The sequence below is a fragment of the Streptomyces sp. NBC_00464 genome (assembly GCF_036013915.1).
Taxonomy (GTDB): domain Bacteria; phylum Actinomycetota; class Actinomycetes; order Streptomycetales; family Streptomycetaceae; genus Streptomyces.
This window is the reverse complement of the sequence record NZ_CP107899.1, coordinates 5,472,349-5,488,888: the sequence shown is the minus strand read 5'-3', so window position 1 is coordinate 5,488,888 and position 16,540 is coordinate 5,472,349. Positions and strand designations below refer to the sequence as shown.

The window sequence follows — 16,540 nt, the reverse complement described above, 5'->3', positions numbered from 1 at the left end:
CCCTGTCCCCACGGGCGTTCCGGACCGTTCACAAGAGAGAGTGTGAGGGTGCTCGTACTCGTCGCTCCCGGCCAAGGCGCTCAGACGCCCGGCTTCCTGACTCCCTGGCTCGACCTCCCCGGTGCCTCCGACCGCATCGCGGCCTGGTCCGACGCCATCGAGCTCGACCTTGCCCACTTCGGCACGAAGGCCGATGCGGAGGAGATCCGTGACACCGCGGTGGCTCAGCCGCTACTGGTCGCCGCCGGTCTGCTCTCCGCCGCCGCGCTCGACGCGTCGCCGGGTGTCGTCGCAGGTCACAGCGTTGGCGAAATCACCGCGGCCGCTCTCGCCGGAGTCATCGGCGACGAGGCGGCGCTGCGTTTCGTACGCACCCGTGGGCTCGGCATGGCCGAGGCCGCGGCGGTCACCGAGACCGGCATGGCCGCGCTGCTCGGCGGCGACCCCGAGGTCACCGTCGCGCACCTGGAGAAGCTCGGTCTGACGCCCGCGAACGTCAACGGGGCCGGTCAGATCGTCGCCGCCGGCACGGCTGCGCAGATCGCCGCGCTCACCGAGGACAAGCCCGAGGGCGTGCGCCGGGTGGTCCCGCTCAAGGTCGCCGGTGCGTTCCACACGCACCACATGGCTCCCGCGGTCGAACGTCTCCGTGAGGCCGCCACGGCTCTGGAGGTCTCCGACCCGGCCGTGACATATGTCTCGAACGCCGACGGGCAGACCGTGGCCACCGGCGCGGAGGTCATCTCCCGGCTGGTCGGCCAGGTCGCCAACCCGGTCCGCTGGGACCTGTGCATGGAGACGTTCAAGGCGCTGGGCGTCACCGCGCTCATCGAGGCCTGCCCCGGCGGCACGCTGACCGGCCTGGCCAAGCGCGCACTGCCCGGCGTGCAGACCCTCGCGCTCAAGACCCCCGACGACCTCGACGCGGCCCGCGCGCTCATCGCTGAGCACGCAGGCGCCTAAGGAGCCCGAGAGCATGTCGAAGATCAAGCCCAGCAAGGGCGCCCCGTACGCACGGATCATGGGTGTCGGCGGCTACCGCCCGACCCGTGTCGTGCCCAACGAGGTGATCCTCGAGACGATCGACTCGTCCGACGAGTGGATCCGCTCCCGGTCCGGAATCGCCAGCCGTCACTGGGCCTCCGAGCAGGAGACCGTGTCCGCGATGTCCGTCGAGGCGTCCGGCAAGGCCATCGCCGACGCCGGGATCACGCCGGAGCAGATCGGCGCGGTCATCGTCTCCACCGTCTCGCACTTCAAGCAGACCCCGGCCATCGCGACCGAGATCGCCCACAAGGTCGGCGCGGGCAAGCCCGCCGCCTTCGACATCTCGGCCGGCTGCGCGGGCTTCGGCTACGGCCTGACGCTCGCCAAGGGCATGATCGTCGAGGGCTCCGCGGAGTACGTACTCGTGATCGGCGTGGAGCGGCTGAGCGACCTCACCGACCTGAGCGACCGCGCGACGGCGTTCCTGTTCGGCGACGGAGCCGGTGCCGTGATCGTCGGCCCGTCCAAGGAGCCGGCCATCGGCCCGACGGTCTGGGGCTCCGAGGGCGACAAGTCCGACACGATCAAGCAGACCGTGGCGTGGGACACCTTCCACGCCGACCGGCCGGAGAAGTTCCCCGCCATCACGCAGGAGGGCCAGGCGGTCTTCCGCTGGGCCGTCTTCGAGATGGCGAAGGTCGCCCAGCAGGCGCTGGAAGCGGCCGGGATCGCCCCGGAAGACCTGGACGTCTTCATCCCGCACCAGGCCAACATGCGGATCATCGACTCGATGGTGAAGACCCTGAAGCTGCCGGAACACGTCATGGTCGCCCGTGACGTGGAGACCACCGGCAACACCTCCGCCGCCTCGATTCCGCTCGCAATGGAGCGGCTTCTGGCGACCGGTCAGGCGAAGAGCGGCGACACCGCGCTCGTCATCGGCTTCGGGGCGGGTCTCGTCTACGCCGCAACGGTCGTTACCCTCCCCTAGGCACACCGGGCCTTTTCGCCCGGACGCCCGAACCCAGCAGACATACACCGAAGGAGCGCCAACATGGCCGCCACGCAGAAGGAGATCCTCGACGGTCTCGCCGAGATCGTCAACGAGATCGCCGGTATCCCGGCCGAGGACGTCGAGCTGGAGAAGTCCTTCACCGACGACCTGGACGTCGACTCGCTGTCCATGGTCGAGGTCGTCGTCGCCGCCGAGGAGCGCTTCGACGTCAAGATCCCCGACGAGGACGTCAAGAACCTCAAGACGGTGGGCGACGCCACCGAGTACATCCTCAAGCACCAGGGCTGATCCCAGCCCAGCTGTGTCGCCACCCGGCGGTGGCGCCGCTGATTCACGACCCTCTACACGTGGAGAAGATTTTCCAGTGAGCTCGACCAATCGCACCGTGGTCGTCACCGGTATCGGCGCAACCACTCCGCTGGGTGGCGATTCCGCATCGACCTGGGAAGGTCTGATGGCCGGCCGTTCCGGCGTCAAGCCTCTTGAGGGCGAACGTTTCGCCGAACTGCCTGTCCGGATCGCGGCCCTCGCGGCCGTCGACCCGGGCGACGTCCTGCCCCGACCGCTCGCCCGCAAGCTGGACCGCTCGGCGCAGTTCGCGCTGATCGCGGCCCGCGAGGCGTGGGCGGACGCGGGCTTCACCGGTCCTGCCGGTGAGGACGAGAAGATCCAGCCCGAGCGGCTGGGTTCGGTCATCGCCTCCGGCATCGGCGGCGTGATCACCCTGCTCGACCAGTACGACGTGCTGAAGGAGAAGGGCGTACGCCGCGTCTCCCCGCACACCGTGCCCATGCTCATGCCCAACGGCCCGGCCGCCAACGTGGGTATCGAGGTGAACGCCCGGGCGGGCGTCCACACCCCGGTCTCCGCCTGTGCGTCGGGTGCCGAGGCGATCGGGTACGCCGTCGAGATGATCCGCACCGGCCGTGCCGATGTGGTCCTCGCCGGTGGCACCGAGGCGGCGATCCACCCGCTGCCGATCGCCGCGTTCGCCAACATGATGGCGATGTCCAAGAGCAACGACGAGCCCGAGAAGGCCTCGCGTCCGTACGACACCGGCCGCGACGGTTTCGTCCTCGGTGAGGGCGCCGGCGTCGTCGTCCTGGAGTCCGCGGAGCACGCCGCCGCGCGCGGCGCCCGGGTCTACTGCGAGGTGCTGGGCCAGGGGCTGTCCGCGGACGCCCACCACATCGCCCAGCCCGAGCCGACCGGGCGCGGTATCGCCGCGGCGATGCAGAACCTGCTGGACCAGACGGACCTCAAGCCGTCCGAGGTCGTGCACCTCAACGCGCACGCGACGTCCACGCCGCAGGGCGATGTCGCGGAGCTGAAGGCGCTGCGCAAGATCCTGGGCGACGACCTGGACCATGTCGCGATCTCCGCGACGAAGTCGATGACCGGTCACCTGCTCGGTGGCGCGGGCGGTATCGAGACCGTCGCGACGGTCCTGGCCCTGCACCACCGGATGGCTCCGCCGACCATCAACATCGACAACCTCGACGACGCGGTCGAGGCGGACATCGTGCGGGACGCGCCTCGGGCGCTGCCGGAGGGGCCGATCGCGGCGATCAACAACTCGTTCGGCTTCGGCGGGCACAACGTGGTGCTGGCGTTCCGTAGCGTGTGATCTTTTCGGCTGTACGTGTGAAGCCCGCTTCCCCCGGTGAGGGGAGGCGGGCTTCACACGTGCCGCGGGCCTTTTCGGGGGCGCTGCCCCCGTGCCCCCGCTCCTCAATCGCCGGAGGGGCTTGATTTGGCCTGATCACCGCTTGAAAGCACCCACCGCCAGGAGTGGCCAAACCAGCCCCGCCACATCCCAGCCCCGCCGACGATTGAGACGCGGGGCACGGGGCGAAGCCCAAAACCCAGCCCCGCCGGCGTTTGAGGCGCGGGGCGCGGGGCGGAGCCCCGGTTGGGCCTTGCGTTCAAGCCCCGCCGGCGATTGAGGCGCGGGGTCCGGGGCAGCGCCCCGGGAGGGGTCACACCACCTGGTGGAGCCACCGCACCGGCGCGCCCTCGCCCGCGTGGCGGAAGGACTCCAGTTCGTCGTCCCACGGCTTGCCCAGGAGCTTGGCGATCTCCGCCTCCAGGTCGCTCTCCCCGCTCAGCGACCGCGCCAACGCGGCTCGCAGCCGGTCCTCGGGGACCAGGATGTCGCCGTGCATGCCGGTGACGGCGTGGAAGATGCCCAGCTCGGGCGTGGAGCTGTAACGCTCCCCCTCCGCGGTCGGCGACGGTTCCGCCGTCACCTCGAAACGCAGCAGATCCCAGCCGCGCAGCGCGGAGGCGAGCTGGGACGCCGTACCCGGGCCGGCCTGCCAGGAGAATTCGGAACGCCAGGTGCCGGGTGCGGCCGGCTGTCTGATCCAGTCGAGCTGGACCCGCACGCCGAGTACGCCCCCCACCGCCCATTCGACGTGTGGACAGAGCGCGCGCGGGGCTGAGTGGACGTACAGGACTCCACGTGTCGTCACCGGGACCTCCAGTGTGGGACGAGGTTCGCCTTCCCCAGCGGCCTCGCGCCGTACCACCTCTTACCGGCCGGTTCCCGAGGCTGTCATCAGTAAACAGTATCGGGAGTTAATGTCCGGAGAAGGGAGGGTATGTGACGTGATGTGATGTTCGAGAGCCACCCGAGTGGAGCCGGGTGACCGAAGGAGCCACTGGTTCGACGTGGAAAAGCTACCGTGCGGCGGCGTCCGAGGTGTGACGTACCGTCGGTCCTGGGCCCATGATTCGCTCGGCATTCACCCGGCAGGGCGCGCGGGCCCGCCGACCGGTGCCGCACGGGTGTGCCGGAGGCATGGGACAGGAACAGGAGAGGACGAGGGCAATGCCGGATCGCTCCGTACGGCACCGTTCACGCACCGCACTGGCCGCGCTGGCCGCCGTGTCGTTCCTCGGCACGGCCGTCCTGACGGGCTGTGACTCCGGCTCCGACCGGACGACCAAGGGCGCGACGGCCGACGCGGGCAGGCGGCCTGCTGCCGCACCGCTCTGGGACCGCAGTCCGGAGTCGGTCGCCGCGGTCGGAGACTCCATCACGCGGGGCTTCGACGCCTGTTCGGTGCTGGCCGACTGCCCCGAGGCCTCCTGGTCGACCGGCACGGACAGCGCGGTGCGCAGCCTGGCGGTGCGGCTCCTCGGCGCCTCGGGCGCGGCGGCCCACAGCTGGAACCACGCCGAGACGGGTGCCCGGATCGCGCAGTTGCCGGAGCAGATGGCGCTGGCCGCGAAGGAGGACCCCGATCTGGTGACGGTGATGATCGGCGCCAATGACGCCTGCCGGGACTCGGTGCGGACCATGACGCCGGTGGCCGATTTCCGCACGTCGTTCGAGGCGTCGATGCGTCAGCTGCGCAGTGCGGCGCCGAAGGCGCAGGTGTACGTGTCGAGCGTGCCGGACCTCAAGCGGCTCTGGTCCACGGGCCGGGGCAGTCAGCTGGGCAAGCAGATCTGGAAGCTGGGCATCTGCAAGTCGATGCTGGGTGACGCCGACAACCTGGGCGCCTCGGCGGTGGCCCGGCGCGGGGCGGTGCAGGACCGCGTCATCGCGTACAACGAGGTGCTGCGCGAGGTGTGCGCGAAGGACTCGCGCTGCCGCTACGACGGCGGGGCGGTGTTCGACTACCGGTTCACCGGCAAGCAGCTGAGCCAGTGGGACTGGTTCCACCCGGGACGCAACGGGCAGGCCCGGCTGGCCGAGATCGCCTACCGCAATGTCACCGCGGCGCGGCCCCCGGGCTAAGGTTTCGATCATGGAGACGGGTTCGAACACGGTGATGCGTACGGAACACTTCGGCACCCTCGGGGACGGCACCGCCGTGGACCGCTGGACGCTGGAGCGCGGCAGTACGCGCGTGCGGGTGCTGACGTACGGCGCCATCGTGCAGTCCGTCGAGGTGCCGGACCGGGACGGCGTGCAGCGCGGGGTGGCGCTCGGACTGCCCGATCTCGCGTCGTACGTCCGGTACACGGGGCCCTACTTCGGCGCACTGGTCGGGCGGTACGCGAACCGGATCGGCGGGGCGGCGTTCGTCCTCGACGGGACGACCCATCACATCACGCGCAACGAGGGCCGCAACCATGTGCACGGCGGGGCCATCGGCTTCGACAAGCGGGTGTGGGACGCCCGCGAGATCGACGGCGGGGTGGAGCTGTCCCTGGTCGCGGCGGACGGCGAGGAGGGCTTCCCGGGGCGCCTGGAGCTCTCGGTGGCCTACACGCTGGACGAGGACGGGGCGCTGCGGATCGCTTACCGGGCGACGACGGACGCGCCGACCGTGCTGAACCTGACGAACCACACGTACTGGAACCTGGCGGGCGCCGACTCCGGCAGTGCGCTGGGCCAGCGGCTGCGGATCGCGGCCGGCCTGATCACCCCGGCGGACGCCGAGTCGCTGCCGACGGGCGAGTTCCTGTCGGTGGACGGGACCCGGTTCGACTTCCGGGAGCCGCAGCCGGTCTCCAAGGAGTACGACCACAACTTCGTACTGGACGAGGGCGTGGCGGGTCCGGTCGCCGAGTTGTACGACGAGGTGTCGGGGCGCGTCCTGACCGTCACGACGACGGAGCCGGGCATGCAGCTGTACACGGCGGACCACTTCGACGGGCAGCCGTTCGGCCCGTGTGCCGGTATCGCGCTGGAGACCCAGCACTTCCCGGACTCACCGAACCGGCCGGAGTTCCCGAGCACGGTGCTGCGGCCGGGCGAGGAGTACGTGTCGACGACGGTGTACGGCTTCTCGGCGCGCTGAGGCGGGGAGGGGCGGTTACCCGGCAAGGCCGATCTGACCTGCGGGAACGCCGATAATACAAGATCGTTAAGCGTCACCTGCGGGTGATTTCCGGATGATCTACGCGCGTCCGCGTAATGCGCCCCTTTCCGCGCCCCTCAGGGTGGCCGCATGACTTCCAAGCCTGCCGAACCGACCTCCGGCCTGCCCTCCAGGCGCACCATGATCGCGGGTGCCGCCGCAGGTGCCGCCGCTCTTGCCACCACTGCTGTGACCAGGGCTGACGCCGCATCGTCCAGCTCCCTCACGGCCCCGGCCGCCGCCCCCGGCTCCGACTGGAACGCCTGCCTGACCGTCGCCCGCGCCATCCTCGTACGCGACGAGCAGGACGAGTCGCTGGTGCCGCACTACCGTGACGTCCTGCTCACCAAGGGCCTGCCGCGCAGCGGCAAGGACCCGAAGAAGGTGCTGATCATCGGCGCGGGACCGGCCGGGCTCACCGCCGCCCATCTGCTCCGCGAGGCCGGGCACACCGTCACCGTGATCGAGGCCAACGGGAACCGGGTCGGCGGCCGGATCAAGACCTTCCGCACGGGCGGCCACGAGAACGCGAAGTCCCCCTTCGCCGACCCGAAGCAGTACGCCGAGGCCGGGGCGATGCGGATCCCCGACAGCCACCCGCTCGTCACCGGGCTCATGGACAGCTTCGAGCTGAAGCGCCGCCGCTTCCACCTCGTCGACGTCGACGCCGCGGGCAAGCCCGCCAACCACACCTGGATCCACGTCAACGGCATCCGGGTGCGCAAGGCGGACTACGCGCAGAGGCCGCAGGCGGTCAACCGGTCCTTCGGGGTTCCCGCGGAGTTCGAGGACAAGACCGCGTCGACCATCGTGCGGGAGGCCTTCGCCCCCGTACGCAAGGAGTTCGAGGGCAAGGAGGGCTCGGAGCTCGTCAAGGGCTGGGCCCGGGTCATCCAGAAGTACGGCCACTGGTCGATGTTCCGCTTCCTGACCGAGGCGGCCGAGCTCGACGAGCGCACCATCGACCTCATCGGCACCGTGGAGAACCTCACCTCGCGGCTGCCGCTCGCCTTTGTGCACAGCTTCATCGGAGCCTCCCTGATCAGCCCGGACACCGCGTTCTACGAGCTGCCGGACGGCACGGCGACGCTGGCCGACGCGATGTACGCACGGGTCAAGGACCTGGTGCGGCTGGACCGCCGGGCCGCCAGGATCAGCCACGGGGAGGACGGCGTCCGGGTCGAGACGGTGTCGGAGGGCCGGGACGGCAAGGTCGTACGGGAGACCTTCACCGGGGACCGGGCGATCGTCACCGTGCCGTTCTCCGGCCTCCGGCACGTCCCGGTCACGCCGCCGCTCTCGTACGGCAAGCGGCGGGCGATCACCGAGGTCCACTACGACACGGCCACCAAGGTGCTGCTCGAATTCAGCCGCCGCTGGTGGGAGTTCGAGGAGAAGCACTGGAAGGAGGAGCTGGAGAAGATCCGGCCCGGTCTGTACGACGAGTACCGGCTCGGCAAGGCGCCGGCCGACGGCTCGCTGCTGGGCGCGCACCCCTCCGTACCGTCCGGACACATTCCGCCCAACCAGCGCGTGCACTACGCGGCGTACCGCGCGACCGCCCGCAACCAGCCCGAGGCGGCCCATGTCATCGGCGGCGGATCGGTCACCGACAACGCCAACCGCTTCATGTACCAGCCCTCCCACCCGGTCGACGGGAGCAGGGGCGGGGTGCTCCTCGCCTCGTACAGCTGGGCCGACGACGCCCTGAAGTGGGACTCCCTGGACGACGACGAGCGCTACCCGCACGCCCTGGGCGGGGTCCAGGACGTGTACGGGCAGCGCATCGAGGTCTTCTACACGGGCGCCGGTGCCACCCAGTCGTGGATGCGCGACCCGTACGCGTACGGCGAGGCGGCCGTCCTGCTGCCCGGCCAGCACACCGAACTGCTCGCCGATGTGCGGTCGGTCGAGGGGCCGTTGCACTTCGCCGGCTGCCACACGTCCGTCAAGCCCGCCTGGATCGAAGGGGCGTTGGAGTCGGCGGTCCGCACGGCGCTGGAGGTCCACACGAGCTGAGCCCCGCAGCGGGGCTCAGTGGGCGAAGCCCAGAGTGACGCCCAGCCCGACGAGCACCGATCCGATCCCCCGGTTGAGGACCTTCTGCCACCGCAGCATCGCGGTGCGCAGGTGGGCGTGCGAGAAGAACAGCGCGACCAGGCCGAACCAGCCGAAATGGGCGACGGACATGAAGAGCCCGTAGCCGGCCTGCTGCCACAGGCCGGTTCCCGGTCCGACGACCTGGGTGAAGGTCGACACGACAAAAAGGGTGGTCTTGGGGTTCAGCGCATTGGTGAGGAAGCCGGTGCGCAGGGCCCCGAGCGGGCTCAGGCCGGACTTCGTCTCCAGGTCGACGCCGAGGTCGCTGCGGGCGAAGAACGTCCGCAACCCGATGTACACGAGGTACGCGGCGCCCGCCAGTTTGATCACGGTGAACAGGGTGGTCGAGGACGCGATCAGCAGCCCGACGCCGAGCATGGTGTAGGTGACGTGGACGAGGACGCCGGCGGCGACTCCGGTGGCCGCGAGGAGTCCGGTCTTCCGGCCGTAGAGATAACTGTTGCGGATGACCATCGCGAAGTCGGCCCCCGGGCTGATGACAGCGAGGACGGTGATGACGGCGACGGCGATCATCTCGGTCATGGGTGGGTAACCCCCGTTTCCTCAGTCCTGGTTGAGGCCGTTCGGCAACGGGGAGGTTACCGCTCCCGGGTCCCGCCCGTCGTCCGCTTCGTCGTCCGTGTCCTCCCCCACCAGGTCGCGCGCCAGCAGGGTCGCCCCCGCGACGGCCCCCGGCATCAGGAAGACGGCGACGAACGGGACCAGGAAGGCGAGCCCCAGCGGCACGCCGAAGCCGAGGATCAGCAGGCGGCGGCCGCGCAGCAGGACGAGCCGGTCCCTCAGCACCATGCCGCGGCGCTGGAGGGCGACGGCGGTGAGTTCCTCGGCGAGGAAGTAGCCCGTGACGCAGAATCCGAGGAGCGGGACGACGGTCTGGCCTGCGACCGGGATGAATCCGAGGGCGAAGAGCACGACCGCGTACAGCGCGACGCGCACCAGGATGCGCGCGCTGTCGCGGGCGGAGATCCACAGCTCCCGCCAGAGCGGCAGCCCCGACCGGGGGACCTCGCCGCCCTCGGCGCGGTCCACCTCCTCGGACAGCGACTCGTAGAAGGGCTGTCCGACGAGGAGGGTCACGGCGGTGAAGGTGATGACGGCCAGGAAGAGGCCTAGGGCGAAGACCAGCACGGTCAGAGTGGTGCGGAGCAGGCCGAGCCAGGGCGAGGACCAGTCGTCGGCGAAGGGGGTCGCCCAGTCCGCCAGGTCGTCGGCCCCGTAGCCGAGGCCGACGAGGGCGCCCGCGTACAGGACGAGGGTGATCAGGCCGGGCAGCAGCCCGATGCCGAACCACTTGCCGTGCCGGGCGACCCAGCGCTGCCCCTTGATCAGATAGCCGAGGCCCGCCCCGAGATCACGCATGACGTCAGCGTACGAGATCGAGTGTGGTGTCAGCGCAACGGGGAGTCGCACGGCGAGCTCCGTGGGCCCTGCTGGGACCGGGCCCACGTCGGCGAAGACGACCACTTTAGATATGGATGCCCCGACCAAGCATCCATTTTTGCAATCTGCGAGGTATCTGCAAATCTCCTGATTCACCTGGGAGTTCGCACGTCGGCGGCCCGGAACAGCCTTGAGGATTCCTTGAGCAAACCGTGGTTGTCGCCGTGAGGAGCGACGCAGACCCTGTCATGGATCGATCATCCATGGACCGAGGACCTCATGCTCAGACGAAGACGTGCACATATCCGCCGAGCCCTGCTCCTGACGTTCGCCCTGACCTGCGCCGCTCCACTGTCCCTTGCGACACCCGCCGCGGCGGATTCCTGCCAGGGCATCACCTGCATGGGCAAGAACCCCGTGACCATGGGCTGCGACTGGGACGCCCAGCTGGTGAGCGAGACGGACGACCCGCCGTCAGGCACGGTGGCCGTCACCGTGAAGCTCTTCCACTCCGCCACCTGCGGGGCCACCTGGGCGAAGGTGACCGTGGACCCCACGAACACCAGCCTGTACCAGCAGTACGCAACGATCTTCTACGTTCCCCAGCTCGGCGGCAGCGAGGCGTCCTATTCGGGCGGACTCGTCGACAGCACCAATGTCGCCCTGGCCACCCCCATGGTTCCGACGAGTTACTCGGCGAAGGGCTGCTTCAGCGACCTGAGCGAGGACCACGACCCGGCGCCGGAGAGCTCGACCCAGGGAACCAACGGAGCGTGCACACCATGGCGTTGAGAAGAACAAGCAATGCCGCGCGTACGGAGGGCCGCCGCCCGCGGGCGCTTCGGCTGACGGCCAGAACCGCCTTCCTGTCCTGCGTCGCCCTTGCCGCCGGAATGCTTCCCGCCACCGGAGCGATCGGCGTGGCCGGCACCACGGCCGCCGCGGCACCTCAGACCCAGGGGCGCCTGTTCACCTCGCCCGAGAGCCAGTTGGGCAAGAGCTGGCAGGACTCGACCGACCGCGCCGTGACCGGCACGGGCGACTCCGCCGGTTTCCACATCCTGGTGGCGGACGAGGCCGATTCGTTCGCCTACCGGGAGATCGCCAACCTCACCCAAGCCGGCCTGAACGGCATCGGCCCGTGGACCGGCTACACCTGCACCACCGGATCCGGGCGCTACGCGGCCGCCGTCTACGCGCCGTCGACGGCCGCGAACAAGCCCTCGCTGATGCAGCACGGGGCCTTCGCCGCGGTGGTCGACCTGACCAGCGGCAAGGTCACCCGATCGGTCACCGGTGTCCAGCTCGCCTACTTCTCGCCCGGCTGCGGCGAGAGCGACACCGTGACCTTCACCCGCAGCGCCGTGGGCGACTCGCGGGAAGGCACCACGAAGGTCTTCGACGTCGATGCCGCGTCGGGAAGAACGCTCCGCACCACCACGGTCAAGGGCCAGTTCACCAACCCGATGCCCACCGCCGACGGCGACCTCGGAGTCATCGACGGCCGGCTGGTCAGACTCGCCACAGCAGGGAAGTCCCAGGGCACGTCCGACACCGTCGCCGCACTCCCCGGCCGGCTCTTCGCCCTGGCACCCTCCGAGGGCGGCGCGATCGACCTGGCCCTCGTCGCGCACGGCAAGGACGAGCTGCACCGCCTGGACAGCCGGAGCGGGAAGCTGACGCGGCTCGGCAGCGCGCCCCTCGGCAAGCTCGGGCTCTTTCCGCGCGGCGACGGCGACCTGGTCGCGGGCGCGGTATCCGGCGTCGACACCGCGAAGGCACCCGGACTCCACAAGGCGGACGCCCCCGACAAGCCCGTGGCGGCCTCGCGGCAAGGCCATCTGCTCACCACGTCGGTAGCCTCCGACGAGCTCAAGGGCATCACTTCGGCCATCGGCTCCCCCTCGGGGTCCGGAGCCGGGCGCATCCACGTGGCCGTGCTCGCCACGGCGACGAACACCCCGGCCTCCACCGACGTGGTCACGGCCGAGGCGACCGTCACCGAAGCCGCCGACGACGTGGAGCGGGAGACGGGCCCGAACCTGGAGCTGGAGAAGGACGAGCTGGCCTACACGGGCCTCGTCCCCGACGAGCCCAACACCGGCTCCCACTACTCGAACTGTCTGGTCAAGCGGAACGATCCGCACGGGCAGGCGCTGCAGCCCAGCACCAACATGGTCGAGTGGGCCGTCGACCAGGCCGTGCACGGTGACCTCACGGTCACCCGTCCGGCGAACTATCTCGGCACCGGCAGCGTCGCGTACACCCCCAACGGCCTCTTCCCGCGTGTGGCCCTGACCGGTGGCGGCACCGTCCCCGCCCAGGTGATGCTCGGAATCCTCGCGCAGGAGTCCAACTTCAAGCAGGCGTCCTGGCACTCCGTCCCGGGCGACGGCGGCAATCCGCTGCTCGGGGACTACTTCGGCAACACCGACAGCATCCACTACTACCCCAACGGGGCCGTGGCCGACTGCGGTTACGGCATCGCCCAGGTCACCTCGGGTATGAACGAGGCGAAGCCCAATCCGTACAACCCGACCGAGGCGTATGCGATCGCCACGGACTACGCGTCCAACATCGCCGCCGGAGTCCAGATCCTCAGCAAGACGTGGAACCAGCTCAAGTCCCTCGGCATGAACGTGAACACCGGCAACTCCACCTACGTGGAGAACTGGTACATGGCTCTGTGGGGATACAACAGCGGCGTCTACACCGACTCCTCCCAGAACGGCGGGCGCACCGGCCTGGGCTGGTACAACAACCCGGCCAACCCCAACTACCCCTCCGACCGGGCCCCCTTCCTCCGCGACTCGTACGACGACGCCGCGCACCCGGCCAACTGGCCGTACGAGGAGAAGATCATGGGCTGGGCGGAGACCCCGCAGCGCACGTACGACGCCGAGCCCTCCTACGCCCTGCCGCTCTTCCCCACCGGAGGCGTCGGCGTCAGCGGAAAGCTCAACCTCAATACCAACTACCGCAGTTACTGCACGCAGGGTACGAACAGCTGCGACCCCGGGGCCTCCTCCGGCAGCGACCCGTGCCCGGCCGAGGACGAGAGCTGCTGGTGGAACGGATCGGTCAGCTGGGGCGGCGGCATGGACGACACCACAGGTTCCAAGGAGAACCTCGTGTACGCGCTCGGCAGCGGCGAGCCCGCACTGGACCGGCAGTACGCCGCCGGCCCGTGCAACAACGTCGGGATGGCCGACGGCACCCTCCTCATCGACGACCTGCCCGTCCCGGCTGACAACACCCAGGGGTGCAAGGATTCGACAACGATGTCGGGCACGTTCAAGCTGCGGCTCGGCGACAACTTCACCATGAACCGCAGCGACGGCACCTGGCGTGCGACCGGGGACATCGCCCCGATCGACCTGCACCAGCTGGGTGCGGGCTACGACGGCCACGTCTGGTTCACCCACGCCTACCCCAACAGTGCCACCCACACCAACTACCTGTGGCACACGGTCACGGCGACCTGGACACCGGAAGCGTCCCTGCTGCCGTTCTCCGGCTCGCCCGGTCGCCGGTACGCGATCTACGTGCATCTGCCGAACCACGGCGCGCAGGCCGTGGTCCCGTACACCGTCAATGTCGGCATGAACACGGCAGGCGCGCAACCCAGCCACACCTGCAGTGTCAACCAGGCCTCCAAAAGCAACGGTCAGGACGTATGGGCTGCCCTAGGCACCCTCAAACTCTGGGAGGGCGCCAACATCCAGGCCGACAACACGAGCCGATCGGACTACACCGGCGACGCGGACGTCGCCTACGACGCGGTGAAGCTGGTCCCGGTCTCCGCGGCCTCGACCGGCACCTGCTTCGACGAGTGAGGTGACCGTGGTGCCGTCCCCGCCGGGACGGCACCACCCCGGCCCTGCACCTCATCGAATGGAGTTCGTCTTGCCCCCGTCACGGTCCCGCGCGGCGCACGCCGTCTCGGTGGCGGCCCTGTCCGCCGCCCTCCTGTCGGCCTGCTCGTCCTCGCACACCCCGGCCACGCCACCCGAAACCGCTCGGGTCGCACCCACCGCCCCGGCGTCCGCGCGCCCGAGCACCCCCTCGCCCCTGACCACCTCGACCGACCTGAGTGACTGGCCCTCGAATCCCGCCACCCGGGACAAGATCCCCCAGGGCAGACGTGCCGTGCCGTTGGCGTCCGGCTACACCGGCCGGGCGTTCCTGGACCGTCTCGCGAAGAGCTGGCACATCGCCATGAGGCCGCGGGAGAAGGTGGACGTGCGGGCGGGCGACGCAGCGCCGCCGGTCTGGCATTCTGCGGGCACCTCCGCCGGCAGTTCCGCACTGACCGTCGCGGCCGTCTGGACGCTCTCCGGCGATCTCGACTCCGTGACCTGCACCACTCCGAAGAATGCGCCCGAGCGTGCCCGCTTCCTGCGCGACTGCGCCGGGATCGACCACCCCGGTGCCGACCCGAAGGGCGCTGCCGCCTGGCTGGACGGCATGACACCCCGGGTCGACACGGCGTACGAGAAGGCCGGGGCCCTGGTCGACAGCCCGCTGTACCGGTCGGGGCCGGCGGCGACGTACCTCCGCGAGTACCCGCTCCCCGGGAGGGAGCCGGCCTACCTCGTGTACGTCTTCGGTACGGGCGAGGCCACCGGCGACACGCACTGACACCCTGGGGCTCGCACGAAGCCCCAGGGTGCGGCTATCTGCCCCGGCTCTGCCGGTTCAGACGAGGCGGATCATGTTCCAGGACATCGGCTCCAGGGTGGCCCGCAGCACTCCCCCGTCGAGCACCGTGCCGTCGGCCGGGTGCGGGGCGACCCGTCCGGGCTCGTCGAGGGTGTTGCGGGCGTCCGGGTCCGCGTCGGCGAGGACCTGGTGCTCGGCGATCCCCGTCAGGTCGAAGCCGTGCAGGGCGACTTCGAGCGGGAGGGTCGCGGACTGGCTGCGGTTGACCGCGAAGACGGTGACGGCGCCGGTCTCCGGGTCGCGGACGGCGGTGGCGTGCAGGAGGTCCGTCTCGCCGTACTTCGCCGTGGTGTAGGTGGGTGAGTCCACCCGGACGTCCAGGACCTGGCCCCTGCCGTGGCGGGCCGCCTGGGCGAACGGGAAGAAGGTGGTCTGGCGCCAGGCCGGGCCGCCGGGCTCGGTCATGATCGGGGCGATCACGTTGACCAGCTGGGCCAGGCAGGCCACGGTGACCCGGTCGGCGTGGCGCAGCAGGGCGATGAGCAGGGTGCCGAAGACGACGGCGTCGGTGACCGAGTAGTTGTCCTCCAGCAGGCGGGGTGCCTCGGGCCAGTCGAGGGGGTTCGCCTCGGCCTCCTGCTGGCTGCGGGCCATGTACCAGACGTTCCACTCGTCGAACGAGAGGTTGATCCTCTTCGTGGACTTCAGCCGCGCCCCGACGTGGTCGCAGGTGGCGACGACGTCCTCGATGAAGGACTCCATGTCCACGGCCGATGCCAGGAACGAGTCGCGGTCGCCCCCGAGTTCCTCGTAGTAGGCGTGCAGCGAGACGTAGTCGACGAGGTCGTAGGTCTCGGCGAGGACCGTCGCCTCCCAGGCGGCGAACGTGGACATGGACCGGCCCGAGGAGCCGCAGGCGACGAGTTCGACGGAGGGGTCGATCTGCCGCATCGCGCGGGCGGTCTCGGCGGCGATCCGGCCGTACTCCTCGGCGGTCTTGTGGCCGGTCTGCCAGGGGCCGTCCATCTCGTTGCCCAGGCACCACAGCTTGATGCCGAAGGGGTCCTTGTCGCCGCGCGCGATGCGGCGCTCGGAGAGTTCGGTGCCGGACGGGTGGTTGGCGTACTCCTGGAGTTCGATGGCCTCCTGGACGCCCCGGGTACCGAGGTTCACGGCCATCATGGGCTCGGCCTGCGGGCCGATCTTCTTGCAGAAGGCGATGAACTCGGAGAGCCCGAATCGGTTCGTCTCGGTGGAGCGCCAGGCGAGGTCGAGGCGGCGCGGCCGCTCTTCGACGGGGCCGACGCTGTCCTCCCAGCGGTAGCCGGAGACGAAGTTGCCGCCGGGGTAGCGGATGGCGGTGACGCCGAGTTCGCGGATCAGGTCCAGGACGTCCGTGCGCAGGCCCGCCTCGTCGGCGGAGGGGTGGCTCGGCTCGTATATGCCGTCGTAGACGCAGCGGCCGAGGTGTTCCACGAACGAGCCGAAGAGGCGGGGGTCGACATCGCCGACGGTGAAGGCCGGGTCGAGGGTGAAGCGGGCGGTGCGGGTCATGACT

At 70.0% G+C, this 16,540-nt stretch carries 14 protein-coding genes; 10 read left to right on the top strand and 4 right to left on the bottom strand.

The annotated features are described in order from the left end of the window. The first annotated feature begins 48 nt into the window (after positions 1–48). The 4 genes from OG912_RS24630 to fabF all read left to right on the top strand — a co-directional run bounded on the left by OG912_RS24630 (position 49) and on the right by fabF (position 3,629). Positions 49–963, top strand: coding sequence for an ACP S-malonyltransferase (locus tag OG912_RS24630; protein ID WP_327711270.1), 915 nt, complete (start codon positions 49–51; stop codon positions 961–963). Positions 964–976: 13 nt separating this feature from the next. Next, positions 977–1,978 carry a ketoacyl-ACP synthase III gene (locus OG912_RS24625; protein WP_326736015.1) on the top strand — a complete coding sequence of 334 codons (1,002 nt, stop codon included), beginning with the start codon at positions 977–979 and terminating at the stop codon, positions 1,976–1,978. A 63-nt stretch (positions 1,979–2,041) separates the two neighbouring features. Next, entirely contained in the window at positions 2,042–2,290 is a 249-nt protein-coding gene (locus OG912_RS24620; RefSeq protein WP_326736016.1) for an acyl carrier protein, read from the top strand. A 76-nt stretch (positions 2,291–2,366) separates the two neighbouring features. Next, entirely contained in the window at positions 2,367–3,629 is a 1,263-nt protein-coding gene (fabF, locus tag OG912_RS24615) for a beta-ketoacyl-ACP synthase II (protein ID WP_326736017.1), read from the top strand. Positions 3,630–3,981: 352 nt separating this feature from the next. Here the strand turns inward: fabF and OG912_RS24610 are convergent, their stop codons facing one another. After that, a complete protein-coding gene (locus tag OG912_RS24610) occupies positions 3,982–4,476 on the bottom strand; it encodes a DUF3145 domain-containing protein (protein ID WP_327711269.1) in 495 nt (164 codons plus the stop codon). 359 nt (positions 4,477–4,835) lie between these two features. Between OG912_RS24610 and OG912_RS24605 the strand changes: the two genes are divergently transcribed. The 3 genes from OG912_RS24605 (at position 4,836) to OG912_RS24595 (ending at position 8,838) form a co-directional block, all read left to right on the top strand. After that, entirely contained in the window at positions 4,836–5,750 is a 915-nt protein-coding gene (locus tag OG912_RS24605; RefSeq protein WP_327711268.1) for an SGNH/GDSL hydrolase family protein, read from the top strand. Between the two features lie 10 nt (positions 5,751–5,760). Further along, the gene (locus tag OG912_RS24600; RefSeq protein ID WP_327711267.1) at positions 5,761–6,759 is read left to right on the top strand and encodes an aldose epimerase family protein; all 999 of its coding nucleotides are present in this window, start codon (positions 5,761–5,763) and stop codon (positions 6,757–6,759) included. 150 nt (positions 6,760–6,909) lie between these two features. Next, on the top strand, positions 6,910–8,838 hold the full coding sequence (locus tag OG912_RS24595; protein WP_327711266.1) for a flavin monoamine oxidase family protein: 1,929 nt from the start codon (positions 6,910–6,912) through the stop codon (positions 8,836–8,838). Between the two features lie 15 nt (positions 8,839–8,853). On the opposite strand, the gene OG912_RS24590 is transcribed toward OG912_RS24595, so the two are convergent. Both OG912_RS24590 and OG912_RS24585 read right to left on the bottom strand, forming a co-directional pair. Further along, the gene (locus tag OG912_RS24590) at positions 8,854–9,462 is read right to left on the bottom strand and encodes a LysE family translocator (RefSeq protein ID WP_327711265.1); all 609 of its coding nucleotides are present in this window, start codon (positions 9,460–9,462) and stop codon (positions 8,854–8,856) included. Positions 9,463–9,483: 21 nt separating this feature from the next. Next, the gene (locus tag OG912_RS24585; RefSeq protein ID WP_327711264.1) at positions 9,484–10,299 is read right to left on the bottom strand and encodes an EI24 domain-containing protein; all 816 of its coding nucleotides are present in this window, start codon (positions 10,297–10,299) and stop codon (positions 9,484–9,486) included. 300 nt (positions 10,300–10,599) lie between these two features. On the opposite strand from OG912_RS24585, the gene OG912_RS24580 reads away from it, so the two are divergent. The 3 genes from OG912_RS24580 to OG912_RS24570 all read left to right on the top strand — a co-directional run bounded on the left by OG912_RS24580 (position 10,600) and on the right by OG912_RS24570 (position 14,961). Beyond that, on the top strand, positions 10,600–11,112 hold the full coding sequence (locus OG912_RS24580) for a DUF2690 domain-containing protein (RefSeq protein WP_327711263.1): 513 nt from the start codon (positions 10,600–10,602) through the stop codon (positions 11,110–11,112). Beyond that, positions 11,103–14,156 (top strand): hypothetical protein, encoded by a 3,054-nt coding sequence (locus OG912_RS24575; protein ID WP_327711262.1) that lies wholly within the window; start codon positions 11,103–11,105, stop codon positions 14,154–14,156. The genes OG912_RS24580 and OG912_RS24575 overlap by 10 nt, the downstream gene beginning before the upstream one ends. 70 nt (positions 14,157–14,226) lie before the next feature. After that, positions 14,227–14,961: a hypothetical protein gene (locus OG912_RS24570; protein ID WP_327711261.1), complete on the top strand. Its 735-nt coding sequence runs from the start codon at positions 14,227–14,229 to the stop codon at positions 14,959–14,961. Positions 14,962–15,018: 57 nt separating this feature from the next. Here OG912_RS24570 and arfA read toward each other — a convergent pair whose 3' ends face one another. Continuing rightward, positions 15,019–16,536 carry an arabinosylfuranosidase ArfA gene (gene arfA / locus OG912_RS24565; protein ID WP_327711260.1) on the bottom strand — a complete coding sequence of 506 codons (1,518 nt, stop codon included), beginning with the start codon at positions 16,534–16,536 and terminating at the stop codon, positions 15,019–15,021. Between the last annotated feature and the right edge of the window lie 4 nt (positions 16,537–16,540).

What these genes read in the sequence shown, in the direction of transcription:
- OG912_RS24625 (WP_326736015.1), top strand. Translation starts at nt 977, where the DNA reads ATGTCGAAGATCAAGCCCAGCAAGGGCGCCCCGTACGCACGGATCATG.
- OG912_RS24620 (WP_326736016.1), top strand. Translation starts at nt 2,042, where the DNA reads ATGGCCGCCACGCAGAAGGAGATCCTCGACGGTCTCGCCGAGATCGTC.
- OG912_RS24605 (WP_327711268.1), top strand. Translation starts at nt 4,836, where the DNA reads ATGCCGGATCGCTCCGTACGGCACCGTTCACGCACCGCACTGGCCGCG.
- OG912_RS24600 (WP_327711267.1), top strand. Translation starts at nt 5,761, where the DNA reads ATGGAGACGGGTTCGAACACGGTGATGCGTACGGAACACTTCGGCACC.
- OG912_RS24595 (WP_327711266.1), top strand. Translation starts at nt 6,910, where the DNA reads ATGACTTCCAAGCCTGCCGAACCGACCTCCGGCCTGCCCTCCAGGCGC.
- OG912_RS24590 (WP_327711265.1), bottom strand. Translation starts at nt 9,462, where the DNA reads ATGACCGAGATGATCGCCGTCGCCGTCATCACCGTCCTCGCTGTCATC.
- OG912_RS24585 (WP_327711264.1), bottom strand. Translation starts at nt 10,299, where the DNA reads ATGCGTGATCTCGGGGCGGGCCTCGGCTATCTGATCAAGGGGCAGCGC.
- OG912_RS24580 (WP_327711263.1), top strand. Translation starts at nt 10,600, where the DNA reads ATGCTCAGACGAAGACGTGCACATATCCGCCGAGCCCTGCTCCTGACG.
- OG912_RS24575 (WP_327711262.1), top strand. Translation starts at nt 11,103, where the DNA reads ATGGCGTTGAGAAGAACAAGCAATGCCGCGCGTACGGAGGGCCGCCGC.
- arfA (WP_327711260.1), bottom strand. Translation starts at nt 16,536, where the DNA reads ATGACCCGCACCGCCCGCTTCACCCTCGACCCGGCCTTCACCGTCGGC.